We start from the raw sequence: 18083 nt of genomic DNA on the forward strand, positions 1-18083 counted from the left end.
CCGGGCCCGCCGGCTAGCGGACCCGGAACGAGACGCCGCGGCTGTAGTACGTCTTCGAGCCGCTCTTCCAGGCCAGCCGCAGGGCGCTCGCCCGGCGGACCCGGACCGTCTTGTTGACGAAGCCGTACTTGCTGGTCTTGAACTGCTTGAAGCGCTTGTAGCGGCCCTTCGCGTCGCGCAGCTGCAGCTCGACGTCGCGCGGGCCGCTGCCGCCGCCGGGCCGCACGCGGCCCCAGACCTTCAGGTTGCCGTTGCGGGCGGCCGTCCGCTTGGGCAGGAAGAAGGGCAACCGGTAGGCGTCGTAGGCCGGCTTGGCCTTGCCGTCGCGGCCCGAGCCGGGCCCGAACCGGAGCCCGGTCTGGAAGGTGCTCCACTTCTGGTCCGGGTCGGTCTCGCCGGGCACCGGGGCGTCGTCGTAGAGCAGGAACTGGGCCAGCGTCCGCACGTAGCGGTTGCGCCAGGCGATGTACTCGGCCTCGTTGATCCAGGCCGCCTGCTTGTTCAGCGAGACCGCCGAGATCCCGGTGTCGGGCGGGTTCGACTGGTAGCCGTACTCGGTCAGGTAGAGCGGCACCGTCGAGCGCTTGACCTTGTAGCGGGCCATGATCCGCTCCAGCTGGTCGGTCAGCGAGCCGAGGTTGGCCGTCGTGACCCAGTCGTCCGGGTAGTCGGGGCGGCTGGTCGGCGAGCGCACCAGCTCGTAGGGGTGGTGCGCGTAGCCGGTCATCTGGAAGAGGCCCGGGTGGGCGGCGGTGAACTCGGCCGGGTTCGGCGTCTCCGGGCACTCGACCTTCGCGGCGTCGCCGCCGGTCAGGAACCCGAGCCGGTCGTTCAGGCAGTAGACGCGGCGCAGGAACCGCATCGCGTCCATCGGCGTGCCGCGCGACTTCAGGTTCGAGAGGCTGTGCTGGCCCTTGGGCGCCGTCTCGCCGATCAGGATCGTGTCGTCGCCGTGGCCGGTGGCGTGGAGCGCGATCCACGAGGCGTCGACCAGCTTGCGGTAGAGCGGCGGCGACTGCTCGACGGCGGTCTTCTGGGTGCTCGACCACTGGGGCGAGAGCCAGGCGCCCTGGTTCGGCTCGTTCCAGATCGACCAGTAGTCGATCCGCGGCAGCGGCGCCGTCTGGCCGGCGGGGACGAAGCTGCCGCTGTAGCGCCGGCCGAGCGCGCCGATGAAGGCGCCGAACTCGGCCGGGTTCGGGTTGGTGCGGTCGGCCAGCCGCTCGTCGAAGGCGCCCGACATCGCCCACAGCGGCCCGGGAGCGCTGGGGTTCAGGTTGACCTGCATCCCGCGCTGGCGGATCTCGCTGACGATCCGGTCGTAGCGCTCCCAGTCGCTGGCCGCGTAGGCGTTCGGGTCGGTCGGATCGAAGTTCGCCGGCCTCGTGGTCTGGTCGCGAGCCGGGGCGATCAGGTACCAGAACGCCGTCACCCGGACCCGCTGGACGCCCAGCGCCTTGGCCTCGTCGAGCGTCTTCTGACGGACCGCGTCCGACCCGTAGACGATCCGCGGGTCGTCCTGGAACGTCGACTCCAGCCGGGTGTTGGCCGACGCGCTCGCGGTCGCGAACAGCGTCAGCAGCGCGGCGGTCAGGGGGATCAGTCGGCGCATGTCAAGCAGTCGTAAACCATCACGGGCGAAAAGGTCGCGGTTCGCGCCGATCCGCGGTCAGGGCGTGGTCCCGCCGGAGCCCGCGTCCGGGGTGGTGGGCGTGGTGCCGGTGGCCGGCGGCGTGGTGCCGGTCGCGGGCGGGGGCGTCGTCGTGCCGGCGGGCGGCGCGGTGGTGCCGGCGCCGCCGCCGCGGGCCTGGCGCTTCTCGGCCGCGCGGCGGCTGGCGGCGACGGCGACGCTGGTCGCCACCGAGCTGGTCGGCGCCAGCCTCAGCGCGATCCCGGCCGCGCGCTGGGCGTTGAAGGGCCGGTCGGCGTCGTAGAGCTCGAAGCTCGCCAGCCGCTGCCAGCTGTCGGGGATCGCCGGCTGCAGCTCGATCGCGTTCTCGTACAGCCGGCGGGCGCCCTCGAGGTCGCCGCGGCGGACCAGGATCCCGGCCAGCACGTAGTCGGCCTCGGTCGAGAGCGGGTCGAGCGAACGGGCGTCGCGCGCCCGCTTCTCGGCGGTCGCCAGGTCGTCGCGGTCGATCGCGGCGAGGGCGTCGTTCTGGGCCCGCACCGACCGCCACGGCTGGGCGATCGAGAAGCAGCCGATCGCGAACGCGACCAGCAGCGCGGCGGCGTAGGCCGTGCGCCGCGAGGCGACCGCGATCGACGGCCGTGGCCGCGGCCGGAAGGCGGCCTCGGCGCCGCGGCCGATCACCCAGCCGGCCAGCAGCATCGGCGGCAGCGCCACGCCGGGCACGAACCAGGTCCAGTCGGCCATCGACGCGACGGCGAACGTGGCCACCACGGCGACCGCCGCGGCGGTCCCGTCCCGCTCCGGCTGGCGGGCGGCGTGGCGCAGCGGGCCGCGCAGGCCGAGCCCGCGGATCGCGGCCGCCACGAAGGCCAGGCCGAAGCCGAGCGAGACGAGCATCCCGACCCAGCCGAGGTCGGCCAGGGTCTGCGGGATCCAGCCGTGGGCGTGGCGGGCGACGTAGCCGTTCTTGCGGACCCGCGGCTGGACGGCCCCGAAGGCGCCGGCGCCGACGCCGTGCAGCGGCTGGATCTCGAAGACGTCGCGGGCCTGGCGCCAGTACTGGGAGCGGAACGAGCTGGCCGCGGTCAAGCGCGACGGGTCGCCGCCCGGGACCGCCGCGTCGGGATCGGTCAGCTGGTGCCAGGCGTTGCTGACCGAGCCGCCGAGGCCGCGGTCGCTGGTGGCGACCAGCGCGACGCCGGCGACCGGGATCACGGCCACCACGCAGGCGACGAAGACGCCCAGCCGCCGCCGCTCGAGCGGCGTGACGCCGGTGAAGACGGTGGCGAACTCGATCGCCAGGCCGGCGGCCAGCAGCACGACGATCGTGCCGATCAGCAGCACGCCGAGCTCGGCGCCGGCCGACTCGCGGGCGGCCAGCAGCACCTTGTCGGTCGAGAGCGCGGCGTTGGCGAAGGTCCAGATCCCGACGAAGCCGCCGCCGAGCACGCCGACCACCAGCACCAGCAGGCTGTGGAGCCGGCGCGGGGCGAGCAGGATCCAGACCAGCGCGCCGATCCCGGCCGCGATCAGGCTGCCGCGCGAGTAGGAGAGCAGCAGCGTCAGCACCGCCAGCGCCGCGATCGGATAGGCGGTGGCGTTGAGCGGCCGGTAGCCGGTCCGGCGGGTGCCGAGCCAGAGCGCCAGCACCAGCGCGAAGGCGGCGATCGCGCCGATCCCGTTCCAGTAGCCGATCGGGTCCTGGAGCCGAGCGTAGACCTGCTCGGGGTCGATCGCGGCCGGGAAGACCTTGCTCGCCAGCCCGAGCACGATCACCACCGTCGTGCCGAGCAGGACGCCGCCGAGCGGGGCCTGCCAGCGGCCGGGCGCCAGCCGCGCGGCGGCGGCGCCGCCGGCCATCAGCGCGACGTAGGCGAGGGTCCGGTTGGTCTCGATCCACGACGTGTCGGGGGCGACCGACCAGCTGATCGAGGCCCCGGTGACGATCACCAGCGCGGCACCGGCCAACAGCGTGCCGGCGCCCCAGGCGCGGGCGCCGCCGGGCGCGCGGAGGGCGGCGGCGATCGCCACCAGCCCCGAGACGGCCGTGATCGCCAGCAGCACCGGGCCGGAGGTGTCCAGGCTCTGGCCGGTGCGGGCGTGGGTCACGGCCCACACCAGCAGGCCGGCGACCAGGATCACCCACGGGCCGTCGCCGCGCAGCGGGCGCGGCAGCCGCGAGCGCGTCGGCGCGCCGACGACCGGCAGCGTCCGGGTCGGCTGGTCCGCGCTGCCGGGCCGTGGGGCCCGGCGCCTGAGCGCGTCAGCGACCGCCACGGCGCCGTCGCAGGGCCTGGAGTCCCGCTGCGCCCCCGGCGACGCAGGCGGCCCCGCCACAGGCGATCAGGGCCAGCAGCAGGGGGGTCGGCAGCGAGGCGCCCGACTCGCCCAGATCGAGCGAGGACTGGGGGACCTTCACGTTCTTGAGGTCGATCTGGTCGCCGCCGGTGGCCTTGGTCGCGATCTGGCTGGCGGCGTTGGTCGCGTCGGCCGTCTCCTGCGGGGTCGGCGGGGTCGGCGTCGTGCTGCCGCCGTCGCCGCCGGTGGTGCCGTCACCGGTGGTCGCGCCGCCGCCACCGGTGCCACCGCCGCCGCTGCCGCCGGTCGAGCCACCGCCGCCGGTCGAGCCGCCGTTGCCTCCGCCGCCGTTGCCCGACCCGCCCTTCTTGCCGCCGCCGTTGCGGGCGATCGCGATCGCGTCGGCGCAATCGTTGTAGTCGCCCATCGCGTCGAGCTTGTTGAGGGCCTCGTTCAGGTCCTTCTGCGTGTACGACTTGTCGAGCTTGCCGTCGGTGCAGTCGCGGAAGATCTCGCGGTAGTCGGCGGACGCGGCGGCGGGCGCGAACGCGACGGCGACGAGGGCGGCGAGGAGCGTGGTCAGGCGGATGAGTGTGCGCACGGCGATGTCTCGTCGGGGACGGGGGACCCGGTCCCACCCTTCGGGAATCCGCCAGGGCGGACGGCGTGCCGCGGGCGCAGGGCACCCACGAACCAGCGAGCTCGGGTTCTACGCTACCAACCGGCGGGGGCACGTCGAGTTGCGCAATCGCGCTCCCGATCGCGCGCCGGAGAGCCCTAGGTGGCCCGCTCGGCGTCCTCGACGGCGGCCAGCATCCCGTCGGCCCAGGCCTCGAAGGTGAAGGCCGAGGCGTCGCGGCGGCCGGCGGCGCCGAGCGCGCGGGCGCCGTCGGGATCGACGGCCAGGTCGGTGAGGGCGCGGGCCAGGGCCAGTGGCTTGCCGGCGGGCACGATCCGCCCGTTGCGCCCGTCGCGGACCAGGCCTCCGGCGGCCGCCCCGACGGCGTCGGTGGCCAGCACCGGCACCCCGCGGTGCAGCGCCTCGTTGCAGACCAGCCCCCACGGCTCGACGAAGGCCGGCGTCCGCTCCGAGGGCACGCAGAGGACGTCGCTGCGGTCGAGCCAGGCCCGCACGCCCTCGCTCGGCACCGGTCCCAGCGCGCGGGCGCCGGGCAGCCCGGCGTCGGCGGCCGCGGGCGGGCCGAGCAGCACCAGCTCGGCCCCGATCGCCTCGTGCAGCTTCGTCTGGCGCCAGGCGACCAGCAGGCTCTCGATCCCCTTGCCGGGCGCGTCGCGGCCGACGAAGAGGATCCGGAACGGGTCGTCCGGGTCGCGCGGGGCGGCACCCGGGTCGACCCAGACCGCCGGATCGACGGCCTGCGGGGCCACGTGGACCCGCTGGCCGCCGAGCGCGCGGACGTGGGCGGCCACGTGCGAGCCGTAGGCGGCGATCGCGTCGGCGTCGCGCACGATCCGCCGCAGCAGCGGCCGGGCCAGCCGGAAGGCCGCGGTCGAGGGCTCGTGCCAGAGCGCGCTCCAGAGCACGAACGGCGTGCCCGCGCGGCGCGCGCCGCGCCAGGCCGAGGGCAGCGCGATCCGGCCGGCGGTGCCGCCGACCACCGCCCGCCAGCGGTCGCGCCGGCCGGCCAGGCGCCCGATCGCGGCCTGCCCGACCCGGTGCAGCGGGACGCCGGCGTCGGCGACGCTGCCGTGGAAGTGGTGGTCGCGGCCCTCGAAGACGGCGACCTCGACCGGCGCCCGCTCGGCCAGCGCGCGCAGCGCCCCGACCCGCTCGGGCGGCACGCGCGAGGTGACGATCAGGATCGGCCGGGCGCCCACGGCGCCATCATCGCGCACCGCCGAGCGCGTCGCGGTAGGCCCGCACCGTCTGGCGGCCGCAGCGCTCCCAGGTGAAGCTCTCGGCCACCGTCCGGCGGGCGGCCAGCCCCAGCGCCCGCCGCCGGGCGGGGTCGGAGAGCAGCAGGTCGAGCGCGCCCGCCAGCGCGGTCACGTCGCCCGGGGGGACCAGCACGATCCCCTCGCCGGCGTCGGCGATCTCCTGCGGGCCCGGCTCGCCGAGCGCGCCGATCGCTGGCATCGCGGCGGCCATCGCCTCGACGTAGGCGACGCCGAAGGCCTCGTCGATCGACGGCATCACGAACAGGTCGGCCTCGCGGGCGTGGGCCAGCGCCTCGCCGTGGGGCAGCTGGCCGGTCCACTCGATCCGGTCGTCGACCTCCAGCTCGGCGGCCAGGCGGATCAGCGCCGGCCGCTCGGGACCGTCGCCGATCACCCGGTAGCGGGCCCCGGGGTGGCGGTCCCGCAGCGACCAGAGCGCGCGCACGACGTCCTCGTGGCGCTTGCGGCCGACCACGTGGGCGACGGTCACCAGCAGCGGCGTCGGGGCGTCGACCGCGGCGATCCGCCGCCGCGGACCGTGGCCCCAGCGGCCGCGGGCGCGCCGCTCGCCGTTCTCGCCGCCGCGCGGCGGGTCCCACGAGCGGGCGCTCCGCCACCGCTCCAGCGCGTCCGGGTCGGGCAGGTCGGTCCCCAGCCGCACCACCCGCGTCCGCGGGGCGTCGAGCGCGGCGCAGCGGTCGGCGGTGCCGGCGCTGTTGGCCAGCACCAGCGCGGCCTCGGCGAAGGTCGCCCGGATCGCCGCGTCGCCGGCCGCGAAGCGGGGGGCGGTGTAGTAGACGTCGCCGCCGTGGACCGACACCACCAGCGGCACGTCGGCGGCCACCCGCGCCAGCACCCGCCGGACCGCGTCGCCGGCCGGGACCGCGTTGTGGGCGTGGACCACGTCGAACGGGAACCGCCTGCGCAGCCGGCGCAGCGCCCGCCGCAGCGGCCGCGCCGCCCAGCGGCCCCAGCCGCCGTAGCTGCGGTCGCGGCGGGGGCTGAGGAAGCGCACGTAGGTGATCGGGATGCCGTCGATCTCGGCGCTGCGCGGCTGGGCCAGCATCGTGCGCAGCACCCGTGGGGCGTCGCGCAGCCGAGTCGCCCGCGGCGGCACCGGGCGGTGCAGCACCAGCACCTGCACCTCGGCCCCGGCGTCGCGGGCGGCGATCGCCTGGCGGTGGGCCCAGATCCCCAGCACCGGATCGTCGGCCCGCGGGTAGAACTCGGCGACCACGCAGACGCGCAGGGGGCGGGAGGGCGGATCGGGCGCGGGGGCGGCGCTCGCGGGCACGGCAGGTGAGGCTACGGCACCGCCCCGCCGCCACCGGTGACCTTCCGGTTCAGCCGCCGGCCCGGGCCAGCGCGGTCCGCAGCCCGGCCTCGACCTGCTCGCCGGTCCGCCGCCAGGTGAAGGGGGCGCAGTGGACGACGCCGGCCGCCCGCCGCCGCTCGCGCTCGCCGGGGTCGTCGAGCAGCCGCTCGATCGTGGTCGCGAGCGCGGCCGGGGCGAGTGCCGCCAGCGCCACCGGGCCGTCGCTGCCGTGGACGGCCAGGCTGCTGGCGCTGGCCACGTCGACGCACGGCAGCCCGCAGGCCAGCATCTCGTGCGGGATCAGCGACGGGTTGGTCAGCGACAGCACCATCCCGACCGTCGCCTGGCGGTAGAGGTCGGCCAGCTCGGCCCGGGTCCGCACGCCCAGGTGGCGGTGGGGGAGGGCGGTCGCCACCCGCCGCTCCTCGCCGAAGAGGCAGATCTCCGTCCCCGGTCGCCGGCGGTGCAGCTCCTCCAGGGCCAGGATCCCCAGCGGCACGCCGCGGCGGGCGGTGGTGGCGCGGGCGTAGAAGAGCACCTGGTCGTCGCGCCGCGGGCCGTCGCCGGGGCGGTACAGCTCGTGGTCGACGCCGATGTCGAAGCGGCTGGCCGAGGCTCCGTGCTCGCGGCCGACGACCTCCTCCAGCCACGGCGAGGCGACGATGCAGTGGAGCCCCTGGCGGTAGGTCCAGGCGGCCCATTCGCGCTCGGCCGAGGTCGGGTAGAACTCGGGCTCGTGGTCCTGGACCAGGTAGGCCCGGGCGGCGACGTCGGGCAGCCGCAGCGCCGCGGGGACGGTCTGCCAGGCGGTCGCGACCAGCACGTCGGTCCCGCGCCAGCCGTCGAGCCCGGCGTGGACCGGCCCGGCGATCGCCCCGAACGCAGCCCGGAAGCCCTCGACCAGCGCCGTCGGATCGCCGCCGCCGCCGGACCGCGCGTCGTCGTCCAGGATCCAGACCGAGCAGCGCAGCCCGCGGCCCTCGAGCGCCCGCACGACGTTGGCGATCGTGGTGTGGCCGCCGCTGACCGTGCGGAAGGAGGGGACGACGAAGGCCACCTCCAGCGGCTCGTCGCCGGTGCGGGCCGGGACCAGCGGGGCGGCGCCGTCGCGCTGGACCTCGAGCAGCCCGTCCGGGATCCGGATCGCCGTCGGGGCGGCGGGAAGGCGGAGCAGCGCGCGCAGCCGGGACATGCCGGGGATGATCGCCGGTAGGGTCGCGCGGCGCGCCCCCGTCCTCCGCCGCGCCCGCCGCCGTGTCGCCGCAGCTCGTCGTCCAGATCGTCAACTTCCGCACCCGCTCGTACCTGGAGCGGTGCCTCGACGGGCTGCTCGACGAGCTGGCCGCGAGCGGGATCGACCACCGCGTGCTGGTGCTGGAGAACGGCTCCGGCGACGACCTGGCCGACCTGGTCGCGGGCCACGGCGATCGGGTCGAGCTCGTCCTCAGCGCCGACAACCTCGGCTTCGGCGGCGGCCACGACCTGCTGGCCGCGCACGAGGACTCGCCCTTCCTCTGCTGCCTGAACCCGGACGTCGCGATCGAGCAGCGGGGGGTCCTGCGGCCGCTGCTGGCCCACTTCGACGATCCCGCCGTGGTCGCCGTCGGGCCGCTGCTGCGGACCGCCGAGGGCGCGCCGCAGGTCTGGGACCACGGCGAGCTGCGGGGGCTGCGGGCGCGGGTCGCCAACGGCGCCGGCCACGCCCACTGGCGGCCGCGCCGGCAGCCGCTCGACGTCGCCTGGGTCTCGGGCGCCTTCCTGCTGCTGCGGCGGAGCGCGTTCGCGGCCGTCGGCGGCTTCGATCCCCGGTTCTTCCTCTACAAGGAGGAGGAGGATCTGTGCCTGCAGCTGCGGCGGGCCGGCGGCCGGATCGTCTATGACCCGCGGGTGTCGGCGCGCCACGTCGGCGGGGTGGTGGCTCGCCGCGAGGAGCACCTGGAGACCTCGATCGCCCGCTACGTCGAGAAGAACCTGCCCCACCGGCGCCGCCGCTGGCTGCTGGAGCAGCTCTACCTGCGGGTGACGCGGCGGCTGCCGAGCCGCTCCTAGTCGCCGCGCCGCTCGAGCGAGAGCGCCCGCCGGACCGGTGCCGGCAGCCGCTCGGCCCGGGAGCCGAGGGCGGCGAAGACCCGCCGGCTGCCGTGGTGCAGCAGCGCCCGCCCGGTCCACCAGGCGCGGCGGCCGCGCGGCCAGCCGTGGGCGCGCATCCAGGCCCGGTCGGCGCGGGTCAGCCGCAGCGCCCCGCCGAGCGCCGCCTTCGGCCGGAACGGCTCGCGGTGACCGGTCGCCGCCCGCAGGCCGCGGTACTCGTCGAAGGTCCGGCGGGCGAAGTCGACCGGCCCGTAGTCGTGGGCGTGGACCACCGCCGCCGCCGGCACGTAGGCCGCTCGCCACGCGCTCGGCCCGAGGTCGCGCGCGAACGCCTGGTCCTCGGCGTAGGCGAGGTCGCGGAAGCGCAGCTGCTCCCAGCAGGCGCGGCGGTAGGCGGCGTTGACGTTGGAGAGGAAGCGCGGCTGGTCGTCGACCGTCGTCGTCCCGTCGGGGGAGAAGGCGGCGAAGAACGTCTCCAGCTCGCGGGCGACCATCGGCGAGCTGTCCGGCCGCGGCAGCTGCGGGCCGAAGAGCGCCCCGATCCGCGGGTCGGCGGCGAAGGCGTCGACGATCGCCGCCAGCCAGCCGTCGACCGGGACCGCGTCCTGGGTCAGGAAGCAGAGCAGCTCGCCGCCGGTGCGCTCGGCCGCCCAGTTGCGGGTCGGCCCGTGGCGGAAGCTCGCCGGCGGGATCTCCAGCACCGTCGCCCCGGCGGCGCGGGCCAGCGCGACCGAGCCGTCGCGCGAGCCGGAGTCGACGATCAGCAGCTCGTGGGCCGGCTGGCGGGCGAGCGCGGCCAGCAGCGCGGGCAGGTGGCGGGCCCCGTCCTTCACGGGCACGATCACCGAGACGGTCGCGGAGGGCGGGGCGGGCATCGGGCAGCACGAGGCTACGGGAGCGGCCGCCCGGGCGGTCTACCCTGGGACCGTGCCCGCGTCCGCCGCCGACCGCGCGCCGGCCCCGCTGCCGGTCGCCGACCTGCCCGCCTTCCTGCTCGGGCGCTGGCGGCTGGAGCGGACGATCGAGGACCGGCGGCGGGATGAGCGGGGCGAGGTCTCCGGGACGGCGGAGTTCGTCCGCGACGGCGACGCGATCGCCTGGCGCGAACGGGCGACGGTGCGGCTGGGCGGCTACGCCGGCGACGCCACCCGCACGCTGGCGATCGTCCCCGACGGCGACGCCTGGCTGGTCCGCTTCGACGACGGCCGGCCGTTCCACCCGCTCGACCTGCGGTCCGGAGCCTGCGTGGTCGACCACCCCTGCCGGGCCGATCGCTACGGCGGCCGGCTGTGGGTGCCCGACGGCGACGCGCTGGCCGTCGACTGGCGGGTGACGGGGCCGGAGAAGGACCAGCGGATCCGCTCGCGCTACCGCCGCCAGCCGCCGGTGGCGCCGACGGACCCCGCCGCTCGCTAGCGTCGGCGACGGTGATCCTGCACCTGCACCACCGCTACCGGACCCTCGGGGGCGAGGAGCGGGCGATCGCGTCCCTCCGCGACCTGACCGAGGAGCGGCTGGTCGAGCCGACGACCCTGCTGGAGCGCGACTCGGCCGAGCTCTCCGGCGCCCGGGCGGCGGCGGGCCTGCTGCGCGGCGGGCTCGATCCGGAGCAGGTCGCCGACGAGGTCCGGCGGGTCGGCGCCCGGATCGTCCACGCCCACAACCTGCACCCGACCTTCGGCGTCCGCGCGCTGCGGGCCGCGCGGGCGGCGGGGGCGGCGGTCGTCCTCCAGCTGCACAACTACCGGCTGGTCTGCGCGGTCGGGACCTGCGTCCGCGACGGCCACGACTGCACGCTCTGCCACGGCCGCGACGTGCGGCCCGGCCTCCGCCACCGCTGCCGCGGCGGCCTGGCGGAGGGCGCCGCCTACGCCGCCGGGATCGCCCGCCAGCAGCCGGGCCTGCTGGCCGCGGCCGACGTCGTGGTGGTGCCCAGCCGGGCGGCGCTGGAGCGGCTGCGCGCGCTCGGGATCGAGCTGCCGCCGGAGCGCGTCCACGTGCTGCCGCACCCGGTCGTGCCCGGCCCGCCGATCGCGCCCGACCCGGACGGCCCGGCGGTCGTCGCGGGCCGGCTGGCGGCCGAGAAGGGCACGGCAGTCGCCATCGAGGCCGCCCGGATCAACGGCCGGTCGCTGGTGATCGCCAACGACGGGCCCGACGAACCGGCGCTGCGGGCCGCCGCGGCCGACCTGCCGCAGGTGCGCTTCGCGGGCCGCCTCGACCGCGCGGGACTGGAGCGGCTGCGGGCCACCGCCGCGCTCGAGCTGGTGCCGTCGCTGGCCCACGAGACCTTCGGCCTGGCCGCGGCCGAGGCGATGCTGCGCGGCCTGCCGGTGGTGGCCAGCGACGTCGGGGCGCTGCGCGAGCTGGTGCCCGACGACGCCCGCGTCCCGCCTGGCGACCCGGTCGCGCTCGCGGCGGCCTGGGAGCGGCTGGCCGGCGACGCCGCCGCCGGCGCCCGCCAGCGCGACGCCGCCGCGCGGCTGACCGATCCGGCGGCGATCGCCGACCGCCTGGCCGCGGTCTACGCCGCCGCCCTCGGCGGCTGACCCGCGCGTCCGCGCCCGCCCCGCCCCCCGGAGGGAACTGGCGTCATCTCGCGCCGCATCGCGGGGCCGATCCCCACCGGTTCGCCCGCGCAGGGACGAAATGACGCTACCTCGCTTGTTGACCGTCGGTCGGCAGGCCGCTACGCTTTGCTGACCACCGGTCGATAGGACGACCGACCCGCTCGAACCCAGCCCGCAACCATGACCGCCCTGCTCGCCACCCACACCGCCGAACCGACGCCCTCGGTCGCGCCCGCTCGCCGGGCCTTGCGCTCGCTGGCGGCGCTGGCGCTGGCGATCGCCGCCGGCCTGGCCTTCGCGGTCCCGCCGCTGTTCCTCTGGCTGCTCGAGGCGGTCGGTGAGTACGACGACGGCGGTACCCCGGCGGGCACCTGGGTCGGCGCCGTGCTGCTCGGCACGGCGGTCGGGGCGAGACTGGCGTTGATGGCGCTGGGCGTGGCCACGGGTCGCTGGCGCCGCGACCGGCGCGCGGTGGCCGCGGCGGTCGCGCTCGCCGCCGGCGCGGGGGCGACGCTGGTCGGGGCGCTGCTGCTGCAGGACGCCCTCGCGCGGCCCGGCGGATCGATCGCGGCCACGGTGGTCGCGCTGGCGCTGGCGGTCTCCGCGATCGCCGTGCTGCTGGCCGTGCTGGCGCGCGCGACCCGGCGGCGGTGAGCGGGGCGCGGCGGCGCGCCCCCTCCATAGACTGCCGCGCATGCCCTGGCTGCTGACCGGGGGCGCCGGCTACATCGGCGCCCACATCGTGCAGGCGTTCCTGGCCGCCGGCCGCGAGGTCGTCGTGCTCGACGACCTCTCGTCCGGCTTCCGCGAGTTCGTGCCCGAGGGCGTGGTCCTGCACGAGGGACGGGTCGAGGACCGCGAGGCGGTGGCGGCCGCGCTCGACGCCCAGCCGCTCGACGGCGTGATCCACCTGGCGGGCCTGAAGTACGCGGGCGAGTCGGTCAACGTGCCGCTCGACTTCTACCGCGCGAACGTCGAGGGCACCCGCGTGCTGCTGGCCGAGATGGCCGAGCGCGAGATCGACCGGCTCGTCTTCTCCTCCTCGTCGGCGACCTACGGGACGATGGAGGGCGAGATCGTCACCGAGGACGATCGCCAGCGCCCGGAGAGCCCCTACGGCGAGTCGAAGCTGATCGGCGAGTGGCTGATCCGCGACCAGGCCCGCGCGCGGCCGTCGCTGCGCCACACCTCGCTGCGCTACTTCAACGTCGTCGGGGCGGGGACGCCGGCGGGCGGCCAGACGGCGATCGTCGACCACAGCCCCTACAACCTGTTCCCGCTCGTCTTCCGGGCGCTGACCGCGGATCCGCCCGTCCAGCCGAAGGTCTTCGGCGACGACTACCCGACGCCCGACGGCTCCTGCATCCGCGACTACGTCGACGTGGTCGACCTGGCCGAGGCCCACCTGCGGGCCGCCGTCCTGCTGGAGGAGGAGCGCGAGCTGGCCCCGGCCTACAACGTCGGCCGCGGCGAGGGCGTGTCGGTGCGCCAGATCATCGAGGCGATCCTCGACCAGGTCGGCCGGACCGCGCTCGGCTACGAGGTCGCCCCCCGTCGGCCCGGCGACCCGGCGAAGATCGTCGGCTCGGCCGAGCGGATCGAGCGCGACTTCGGCTGGAAGCCCGGCCGCGGCCTGGAGCAGATGGTCGAGGGCGCCTGGGCGGCCTGGAACGCCCCCGGCACCGCCGACCGCGAGGCCGCGCAGGACGCCCGCCGGGCGCTGGCCTGAGCGGCGCTCAGCCGTCGTCGATCGCCGACCGCAGCTGCGCCGACGCTCGGTAGTGGGCGCCGCGGCCGCTGCCGTGCGGATCGAGCAGTCCGGCGTCGGCCAGCCGCCGCAGGTCGCCGCTGGCCGTCGCCGTCGAGACGTCCGCCTCGGCCGCGTAGCCGCGGCGGTCGACCGGCCCGAAGGCGCTCTGCTCGAGGGCGATCACCAGCCGGTCGGGCCAGGCGCGGCGACGGGCCAGCCGCTCGAGGATCTGCCAGCGGCGGCTGGCCTCGTCGATCAGGCGCAGGCGCCGGTGGGCCTCCTCCAGGTGCGCCTCGACGCAGAAGGCCACCCACGGCGTGGCGTCGCGCTGCGGCTGGTAGCGGCCGCCCTGGGCCGCCCGCAGGGCCGCGTAGTAGTCGCCGGTGTGACGGCCCAGGTACTCCTCGATCGACCCGACCTCCGGGGCGAGCAGGCCGTCGCGGGCGAGCGCCAGCGACTGCACGATCCGCGACACCCGGCCGTTGCCGTCGGCGAAGGGGTGGACCGAGACGACGTGCAGGTGCGCCATCGCGGCGCGGACGACGGTCGGGGCGTCGAGGTCGCCCTCCTCCAGCCAGGCGACGACCTCGTCCATCAGCGCCGGGACCTCGTCGGCCGGGGGCGCCTGGTAGGCCAGCCCGCCCTCGGGTGCGGTGACCGCGATCGGCCCCTGGCGCCAGCGCCCGGGACGGTGCTCGCGCTGGAACGCGCAGCAGTCGAAGTGGAGGTCGAGGATCGCCCGCGTCGACCAGGCGAAGCCGGGATCCTCGGCCATCGCCGCCACGTGGTCGATCGCCCGCGCGTAGTGGGCGACGGCCTGCTGGTCGCGGTCGCGCTCGTCGGCGTGCCCGGCGGCGACGCTCCGCAGCTGCTCGACCGGCACCGAGAAGCCCTCGATCGAGACCGAGCTGTGGGCGGCGTCGGCCCGCATCGTCCGCCGCAGCTCGCCGCTCCACGGCGAGGCCTGGCCGACCTGCCTGCCGAGCAGGCGACGGGCCTCGTCCAGCTCGGCGATCCGCGCGGTCAGCCGCGCGTCGAGCGCTGGCAGCCGAAACAACATCGAACGATCATACGATAAAACGCATGATCGTTCAAACGTTGAATCGCCTAGCCGGCGGTCACCTGCCTCAGCCAGCGGACCGTGTCGGCGATTCCCTGGTCGAGCGGGATCCGGGCCTTCCAGCCGAGCAGCCGCTCGGCCTTCTCGACGCTCGGCCAGCGCCGCTGGACGTCGACCTGGAAGGTCGGCAGGTGCTCGAAGGTCAGCTCGTCGCGGCGGCCGCACTGCTCCCAGATGACCTCGCAGATGTTGGCGACGGTCCGCTCGTCCGAGGCCGAGACGTTGAAGTCCTCGTTCAGCCCCGCCTCGTGGCCGGTCGCCACCACGACGCCGTCGGCGATGTCGTCGACGTGGGTCAGCGTGCGGGTCTGGTCGCCCTGGCCGAAGATCGGCAGCGGCGCGCCGTCGGGCAGCGCCAGCACCTTCTTGATCACGTCGGGAACCATGTGCGCGATCCCCGGCTCATCCTCGGGCATCTCGCCCGGGCCGTAGGCGTTGAACGGGCGGCAGATCGTGTAGGGCAGCCCGTGCTCGTCGTGGGCGGCGCGGACCCAGACCTCGCCGGCCAGCTTGCTGAAGCCGTAGGCCGAGCGCGGCACCGGCACCGACCAGACGTGCTCCTCGGTGGTCGGGAACTCGGTCGCCTCCTCGAACACCATCGACGACGAGACGTAGGTGAACCGCTCCAGGTCGTCGCTGGCGAGCGCGGCCCCGATCACGCTGTTGTAGAGCGACGAGTTCATGTCGGTCAGCGTGTAGGGCAGCTTGTGGAAGTTGCCGATCCCGCCGACGATCGCCGCCAGGTGGATCACGTGGCTGCAGCCGGCGGTGGCCCGCTTGGCCTCGTCGCGGTCGCGGAGGTCGCCGCGGTGGATCTCGCAGCCCTCGCGCATCCAGTCGGGCGCCTCGCGCTGGTCGGACACGCGGACCTCGAAGCGCGGGTCGGAGAGCAGGCGGCGGACGACGGCGGCGCCGATGGTGCCGGCACCGCCGGTGACGAGAACGCGGGACATGGGCGGCGGAGGCTAACGACCCGCGCGCCTGCCGCGCGCCGTGCTCGCGGCGCCCGAGCCCGCTCAGCTCGCCCCCGGTTCGCCGCCCTCAGGCGACGGTCGGCGTCGCCGCCGGCGCCGTCCCGGCGTCGGCCAGCTCGCGCGCGACCCCGAAGACCGCGCGCTGCTCGAAGCAGTCCCAGGGATCGGCCAGGATCGCGCCGGGAGAAGCCAGGGTGGCGATCCGCTCCAGCGTCGCCTGGTCCTGCCAGGCGCTGTGGTTGGTGGCCAGCACGACGGCGTCGGCGCCGGTGACCGCCTCCTCCAACGTCAGCGACGAGCTGGGGCTGAGCGGGTCGTGGGCGGCGACCAGCGCCAGCTCGCGCTCCAGCAGCCGCATCAGCTTGAAGCTCAGCGAGTCGCGCTCGTCGTCGGTGTCGGACTTGAAGGCCAGGCCGAGCACGGCGACCTTCTTCGCCCGTAGCGTCTCGCCCGGCAGCCGCCGCTTGAGCCCGTCGACCAGGAACAGCGGCACCGACTCGTTGACGCGGCTGACGGCCAGCAGCATCCCCGGCGCGGGCGAGCGCTCCTCGCTGAAGGTGAAGTCCTTGCGCAGGCAGGTGCCGGCGGTCATCCCCGGCAGCTTCATGCCGCCCCGCGGGTAGTCGCGGTTGATCAGGTCGATGACCTCGAAGACGTTGGCGCCGTACTGCTCGCACTCCATCATCAGCCGGTTCGGCAGCGCGAACATCGTGTAGCGCAGGATGTTCGTCCAGATCTTGGCCAGCTCGGCCTCGATCGGCGTGGTCTGCACGATCGGCGCGCCGAGCGCGGTGAAGGGCTCGGCGGCGACCTCGCCCGAGCGCTCGCCGATCCCGCCGACGATGCAGGGCAGGGTCGAGATCTCGTCGAAGAAGCGCGAGGCCGCGATCCGCTCCGGCACGTGGGCGACGAACAGGTCGCGGCCGACGGTGAACCCGCGGTGCATCTCCAGGTAGCCGGCGACGAACTCGGTCGTCCCGGGCGCGATCGTCGACCTCAGGACCACGCACTGGCCCTCGTGCAGGTGCGGCAGCAGGTCGTCGAGGACGCTGCGGATCTGGCTGACGTCGATCTCGATGTGGCTGAACGACGGCGTGCCGAGGGTCAGCACGATGTGCCGCGCCCGCGCCGCCTGGGTGACGTCCGAGGTCAGCTCCAGGACGCCGCGCGCCTGGACCCGCTCCAGGACCTCCTCGGCGCCGGGCTCGAAGAACGGCATCCGCCCGTCGGCGACGGTGGCGACGCGGTCGACGTCCTTGTCGACGCCGAGCGTGCGCAGGCCACGGTCGGCGAAGGCCAGCGCGAGCGGCAGGCCCACGCGCCCGATTCCGACGACGGCGACGTCCAGATCCACCCCAGGGAGGCTAGACGATCGTTTCCGCGACCCATTCCGCGGCGCGGCCGGGTCGCTGGTCATCGGCTCAGCGTCCGGCCGTGGTCGCCGAGCGCCGCCGCAGCGCCGTGCGCCGGGGCGGCGGGCCGCCGTGGAGCACCGGGGCCGTCGGCTGGCCCGAGAGCCGCTGGCGAACCAGCTGGGCTGCGAAGCGGGCGACGAAGAGCGGGTTGTAGCGGGCGTAGCGCCGCCACAGCCGGCGCGGCTCCTGGATCAGCCGGAAGAGCCACTCCAGGCCCATCGACTGGACCCAGCTGGGCGCCTGCGGCACCAGGCCGGCGTGGAAGTCGAAGGCGGCGCCGACGCCGAGCAGGACCGGCGCGTCCAGCCGCGAGCGCATCGCGGCCATCCACTTCTCCTGCTTCGGGACGCCGATCCCGACCCAGACCACGTCCGCCCCGGAGGCGTTGATCTCGTCGACCACGCGCTGCTCCTCGTCCGCGTCGAGGGCGCGGTAGGGAGGCGACCAGCCGCCGACGATCCGGAGACCGGGGAAGCGGGTGCGGAGCCGGCGCGCCAGCTGGTCGAGGGCCAGCCGGTCGCGGCCGCCGTACAGGTAGACGCGGGTGCCGTTCTGGGCCGCCCGGGCGCAGTGGCGCTCCATCAGGTCGGGCCCGTAGACGCGGTTCGGCTGCTCGTGGCCGAGCAGGTTGAGCGCCCAGACCAGCGGCTGCCCGTCGGGAACCGTGAGCGAGCTGCCGAGGACGGCGTCGCGCAGCTCCGGATCCTCCTGGCAGACCATCACCGTGTGGGTGGCGGCGACGCAGACGTAGCCCTGGCGGCGCGAGGCCACCATCGCGTCGATCCACGTGAGGGTGCGCTCGTAGGTCGTGAGGGCGAGGGGCACGCCGAGCACCTCGACCTGCGGCGGAGGCGTCGCCAGGGAGCTCAGCACGTCCGCGTTGGTGACCGTCTGGCCGTTGTGGTGCATCTGGATGGGACCGTTCGAGGGGCGGTTCGGTGGCTCGGGGGTGCCAGGTGAACCGGTGTCACGGGTACGAACCCGTGCGGGGGATGAGAGTTGCGGCGGTCCGCGATCC

General features: G+C 75.8%; 16 protein-coding genes. 5 read left to right on the plus strand and 11 right to left on the minus strand.

The features are described from left to right. Positions 1-13: 13 nt before the first annotated feature. From SH587_RS08860 to SH587_RS08885, 6 genes are all read right to left on the minus strand, one after another. Complete coding sequence (locus SH587_RS08860; RefSeq protein WP_320670230.1) at positions 14-1612, minus strand: glycoside hydrolase 5 family protein; 1599 nt, start codon at positions 1610-1612, stop codon at positions 14-16. A gap of 57 nt (positions 1613-1669) precedes the next feature. Continuing rightward, positions 1670-3910 carry an O-antigen ligase family protein gene (locus SH587_RS08865; RefSeq protein WP_320670231.1) on the minus strand — a complete coding sequence of 747 codons (2241 nt, stop codon included), beginning with the start codon at positions 3908-3910 and terminating at the stop codon, positions 1670-1672. Next, on the minus strand, positions 3897-4532 hold the full coding sequence (locus tag SH587_RS08870; protein ID WP_320670232.1) for a hypothetical protein: 636 nt from the start codon (positions 4530-4532) through the stop codon (positions 3897-3899). Before SH587_RS08870 ends, SH587_RS08865 begins: the two co-directional genes overlap by 14 nt. A gap of 176 nt (positions 4533-4708) precedes the next feature. Next, on the minus strand, positions 4709-5770 hold the full coding sequence (locus SH587_RS08875) for a glycosyltransferase family 4 protein (protein WP_320670233.1): 1062 nt from the start codon (positions 5768-5770) through the stop codon (positions 4709-4711). Between the two features lie 7 nt (positions 5771-5777). Then, positions 5778-7124: a glycosyltransferase gene (locus tag SH587_RS08880; RefSeq protein WP_320670234.1), complete on the minus strand. Its 1347-nt coding sequence runs from the start codon at positions 7122-7124 to the stop codon at positions 5778-5780. 49 nt (positions 7125-7173) lie between these two features. Next, entirely contained in the window at positions 7174-8337 is a 1164-nt protein-coding gene (locus SH587_RS08885) for a glycosyltransferase family 4 protein (protein WP_320670235.1), read from the minus strand. Positions 8338-8399: 62 nt separating this feature from the next. Here SH587_RS08885 and SH587_RS08890 point away from each other — a divergent pair, with 62 nt between their 5' ends. Next, positions 8400-9194, plus strand: a complete 795-nt coding sequence (locus SH587_RS08890) for a glycosyltransferase family 2 protein (RefSeq protein ID WP_320670236.1) — start codon at positions 8400-8402, stop codon at positions 9192-9194. Here SH587_RS08890 and SH587_RS08895 read toward each other — a convergent pair. Next, positions 9191-10111, minus strand: a complete 921-nt coding sequence (locus SH587_RS08895; protein WP_320670237.1) for a glycosyltransferase family 2 protein — start codon at positions 10109-10111, stop codon at positions 9191-9193. The genes SH587_RS08890 and SH587_RS08895 overlap by 4 nt on opposite strands. A gap of 52 nt (positions 10112-10163) precedes the next feature. Between SH587_RS08895 and SH587_RS08900 the strand changes: the two genes are divergently transcribed. From SH587_RS08900 to galE, 4 genes are all read left to right on the plus strand, one after another. Then, on the plus strand, positions 10164-10652 hold the full coding sequence (locus SH587_RS08900; protein WP_320670238.1) for a DUF6314 family protein: 489 nt from the start codon (positions 10164-10166) through the stop codon (positions 10650-10652). A gap of 11 nt (positions 10653-10663) precedes the next feature. Next, positions 10664-11785 carry a glycosyltransferase family 4 protein gene (locus tag SH587_RS08905; protein ID WP_320670239.1) on the plus strand — a complete coding sequence of 374 codons (1122 nt, stop codon included), beginning with the start codon at positions 10664-10666 and terminating at the stop codon, positions 11783-11785. 201 nt (positions 11786-11986) lie between these two features. Next, positions 11987-12460 (plus strand): hypothetical protein, encoded by a 474-nt coding sequence (locus tag SH587_RS08910; RefSeq protein ID WP_320670240.1) that lies wholly within the window; start codon positions 11987-11989, stop codon positions 12458-12460. Positions 12461-12500: 40 nt separating this feature from the next. Continuing rightward, the gene (gene galE / locus SH587_RS08915; protein WP_320670241.1) at positions 12501-13535 is read left to right on the plus strand and encodes a UDP-glucose 4-epimerase GalE; all 1035 of its coding nucleotides are present in this window, start codon (positions 12501-12503) and stop codon (positions 13533-13535) included. 7 nt (positions 13536-13542) lie between these two features. On the opposite strand, the gene SH587_RS08920 is transcribed toward galE, so the two are convergent. The 4 genes from SH587_RS08920 to SH587_RS08935 form a co-directional block, all read right to left on the minus strand. Continuing rightward, positions 13543-14616: a Fic family protein gene (locus tag SH587_RS08920; RefSeq protein ID WP_320670242.1), complete on the minus strand. Its 1074-nt coding sequence runs from the start codon at positions 14614-14616 to the stop codon at positions 13543-13545. Positions 14617-14663: 47 nt separating this feature from the next. After that, on the minus strand, positions 14664-15629 hold the full coding sequence (locus SH587_RS08925) for an NAD-dependent epimerase/dehydratase family protein (RefSeq protein WP_320670243.1): 966 nt from the start codon (positions 15627-15629) through the stop codon (positions 14664-14666). 88 nt (positions 15630-15717) lie between these two features. After that, the gene (locus SH587_RS08930) at positions 15718-17004 is read right to left on the minus strand and encodes a nucleotide sugar dehydrogenase (protein WP_320670244.1); all 1287 of its coding nucleotides are present in this window, start codon (positions 17002-17004) and stop codon (positions 15718-15720) included. 67 nt (positions 17005-17071) lie between these two features. Next, positions 17072-17974 carry a WecB/TagA/CpsF family glycosyltransferase gene (locus SH587_RS08935; RefSeq protein WP_320670245.1) on the minus strand — a complete coding sequence of 301 codons (903 nt, stop codon included), beginning with the start codon at positions 17972-17974 and terminating at the stop codon, positions 17072-17074. Between the last annotated feature and the right edge of the window lie 109 nt (positions 17975-18083).

This window comes from Patulibacter defluvii, from assembly GCF_034096925.1.
GTDB classification, from domain to species: Bacteria; Actinomycetota; Thermoleophilia; order Solirubrobacterales; family Solirubrobacteraceae; genus Patulibacter; species Patulibacter defluvii.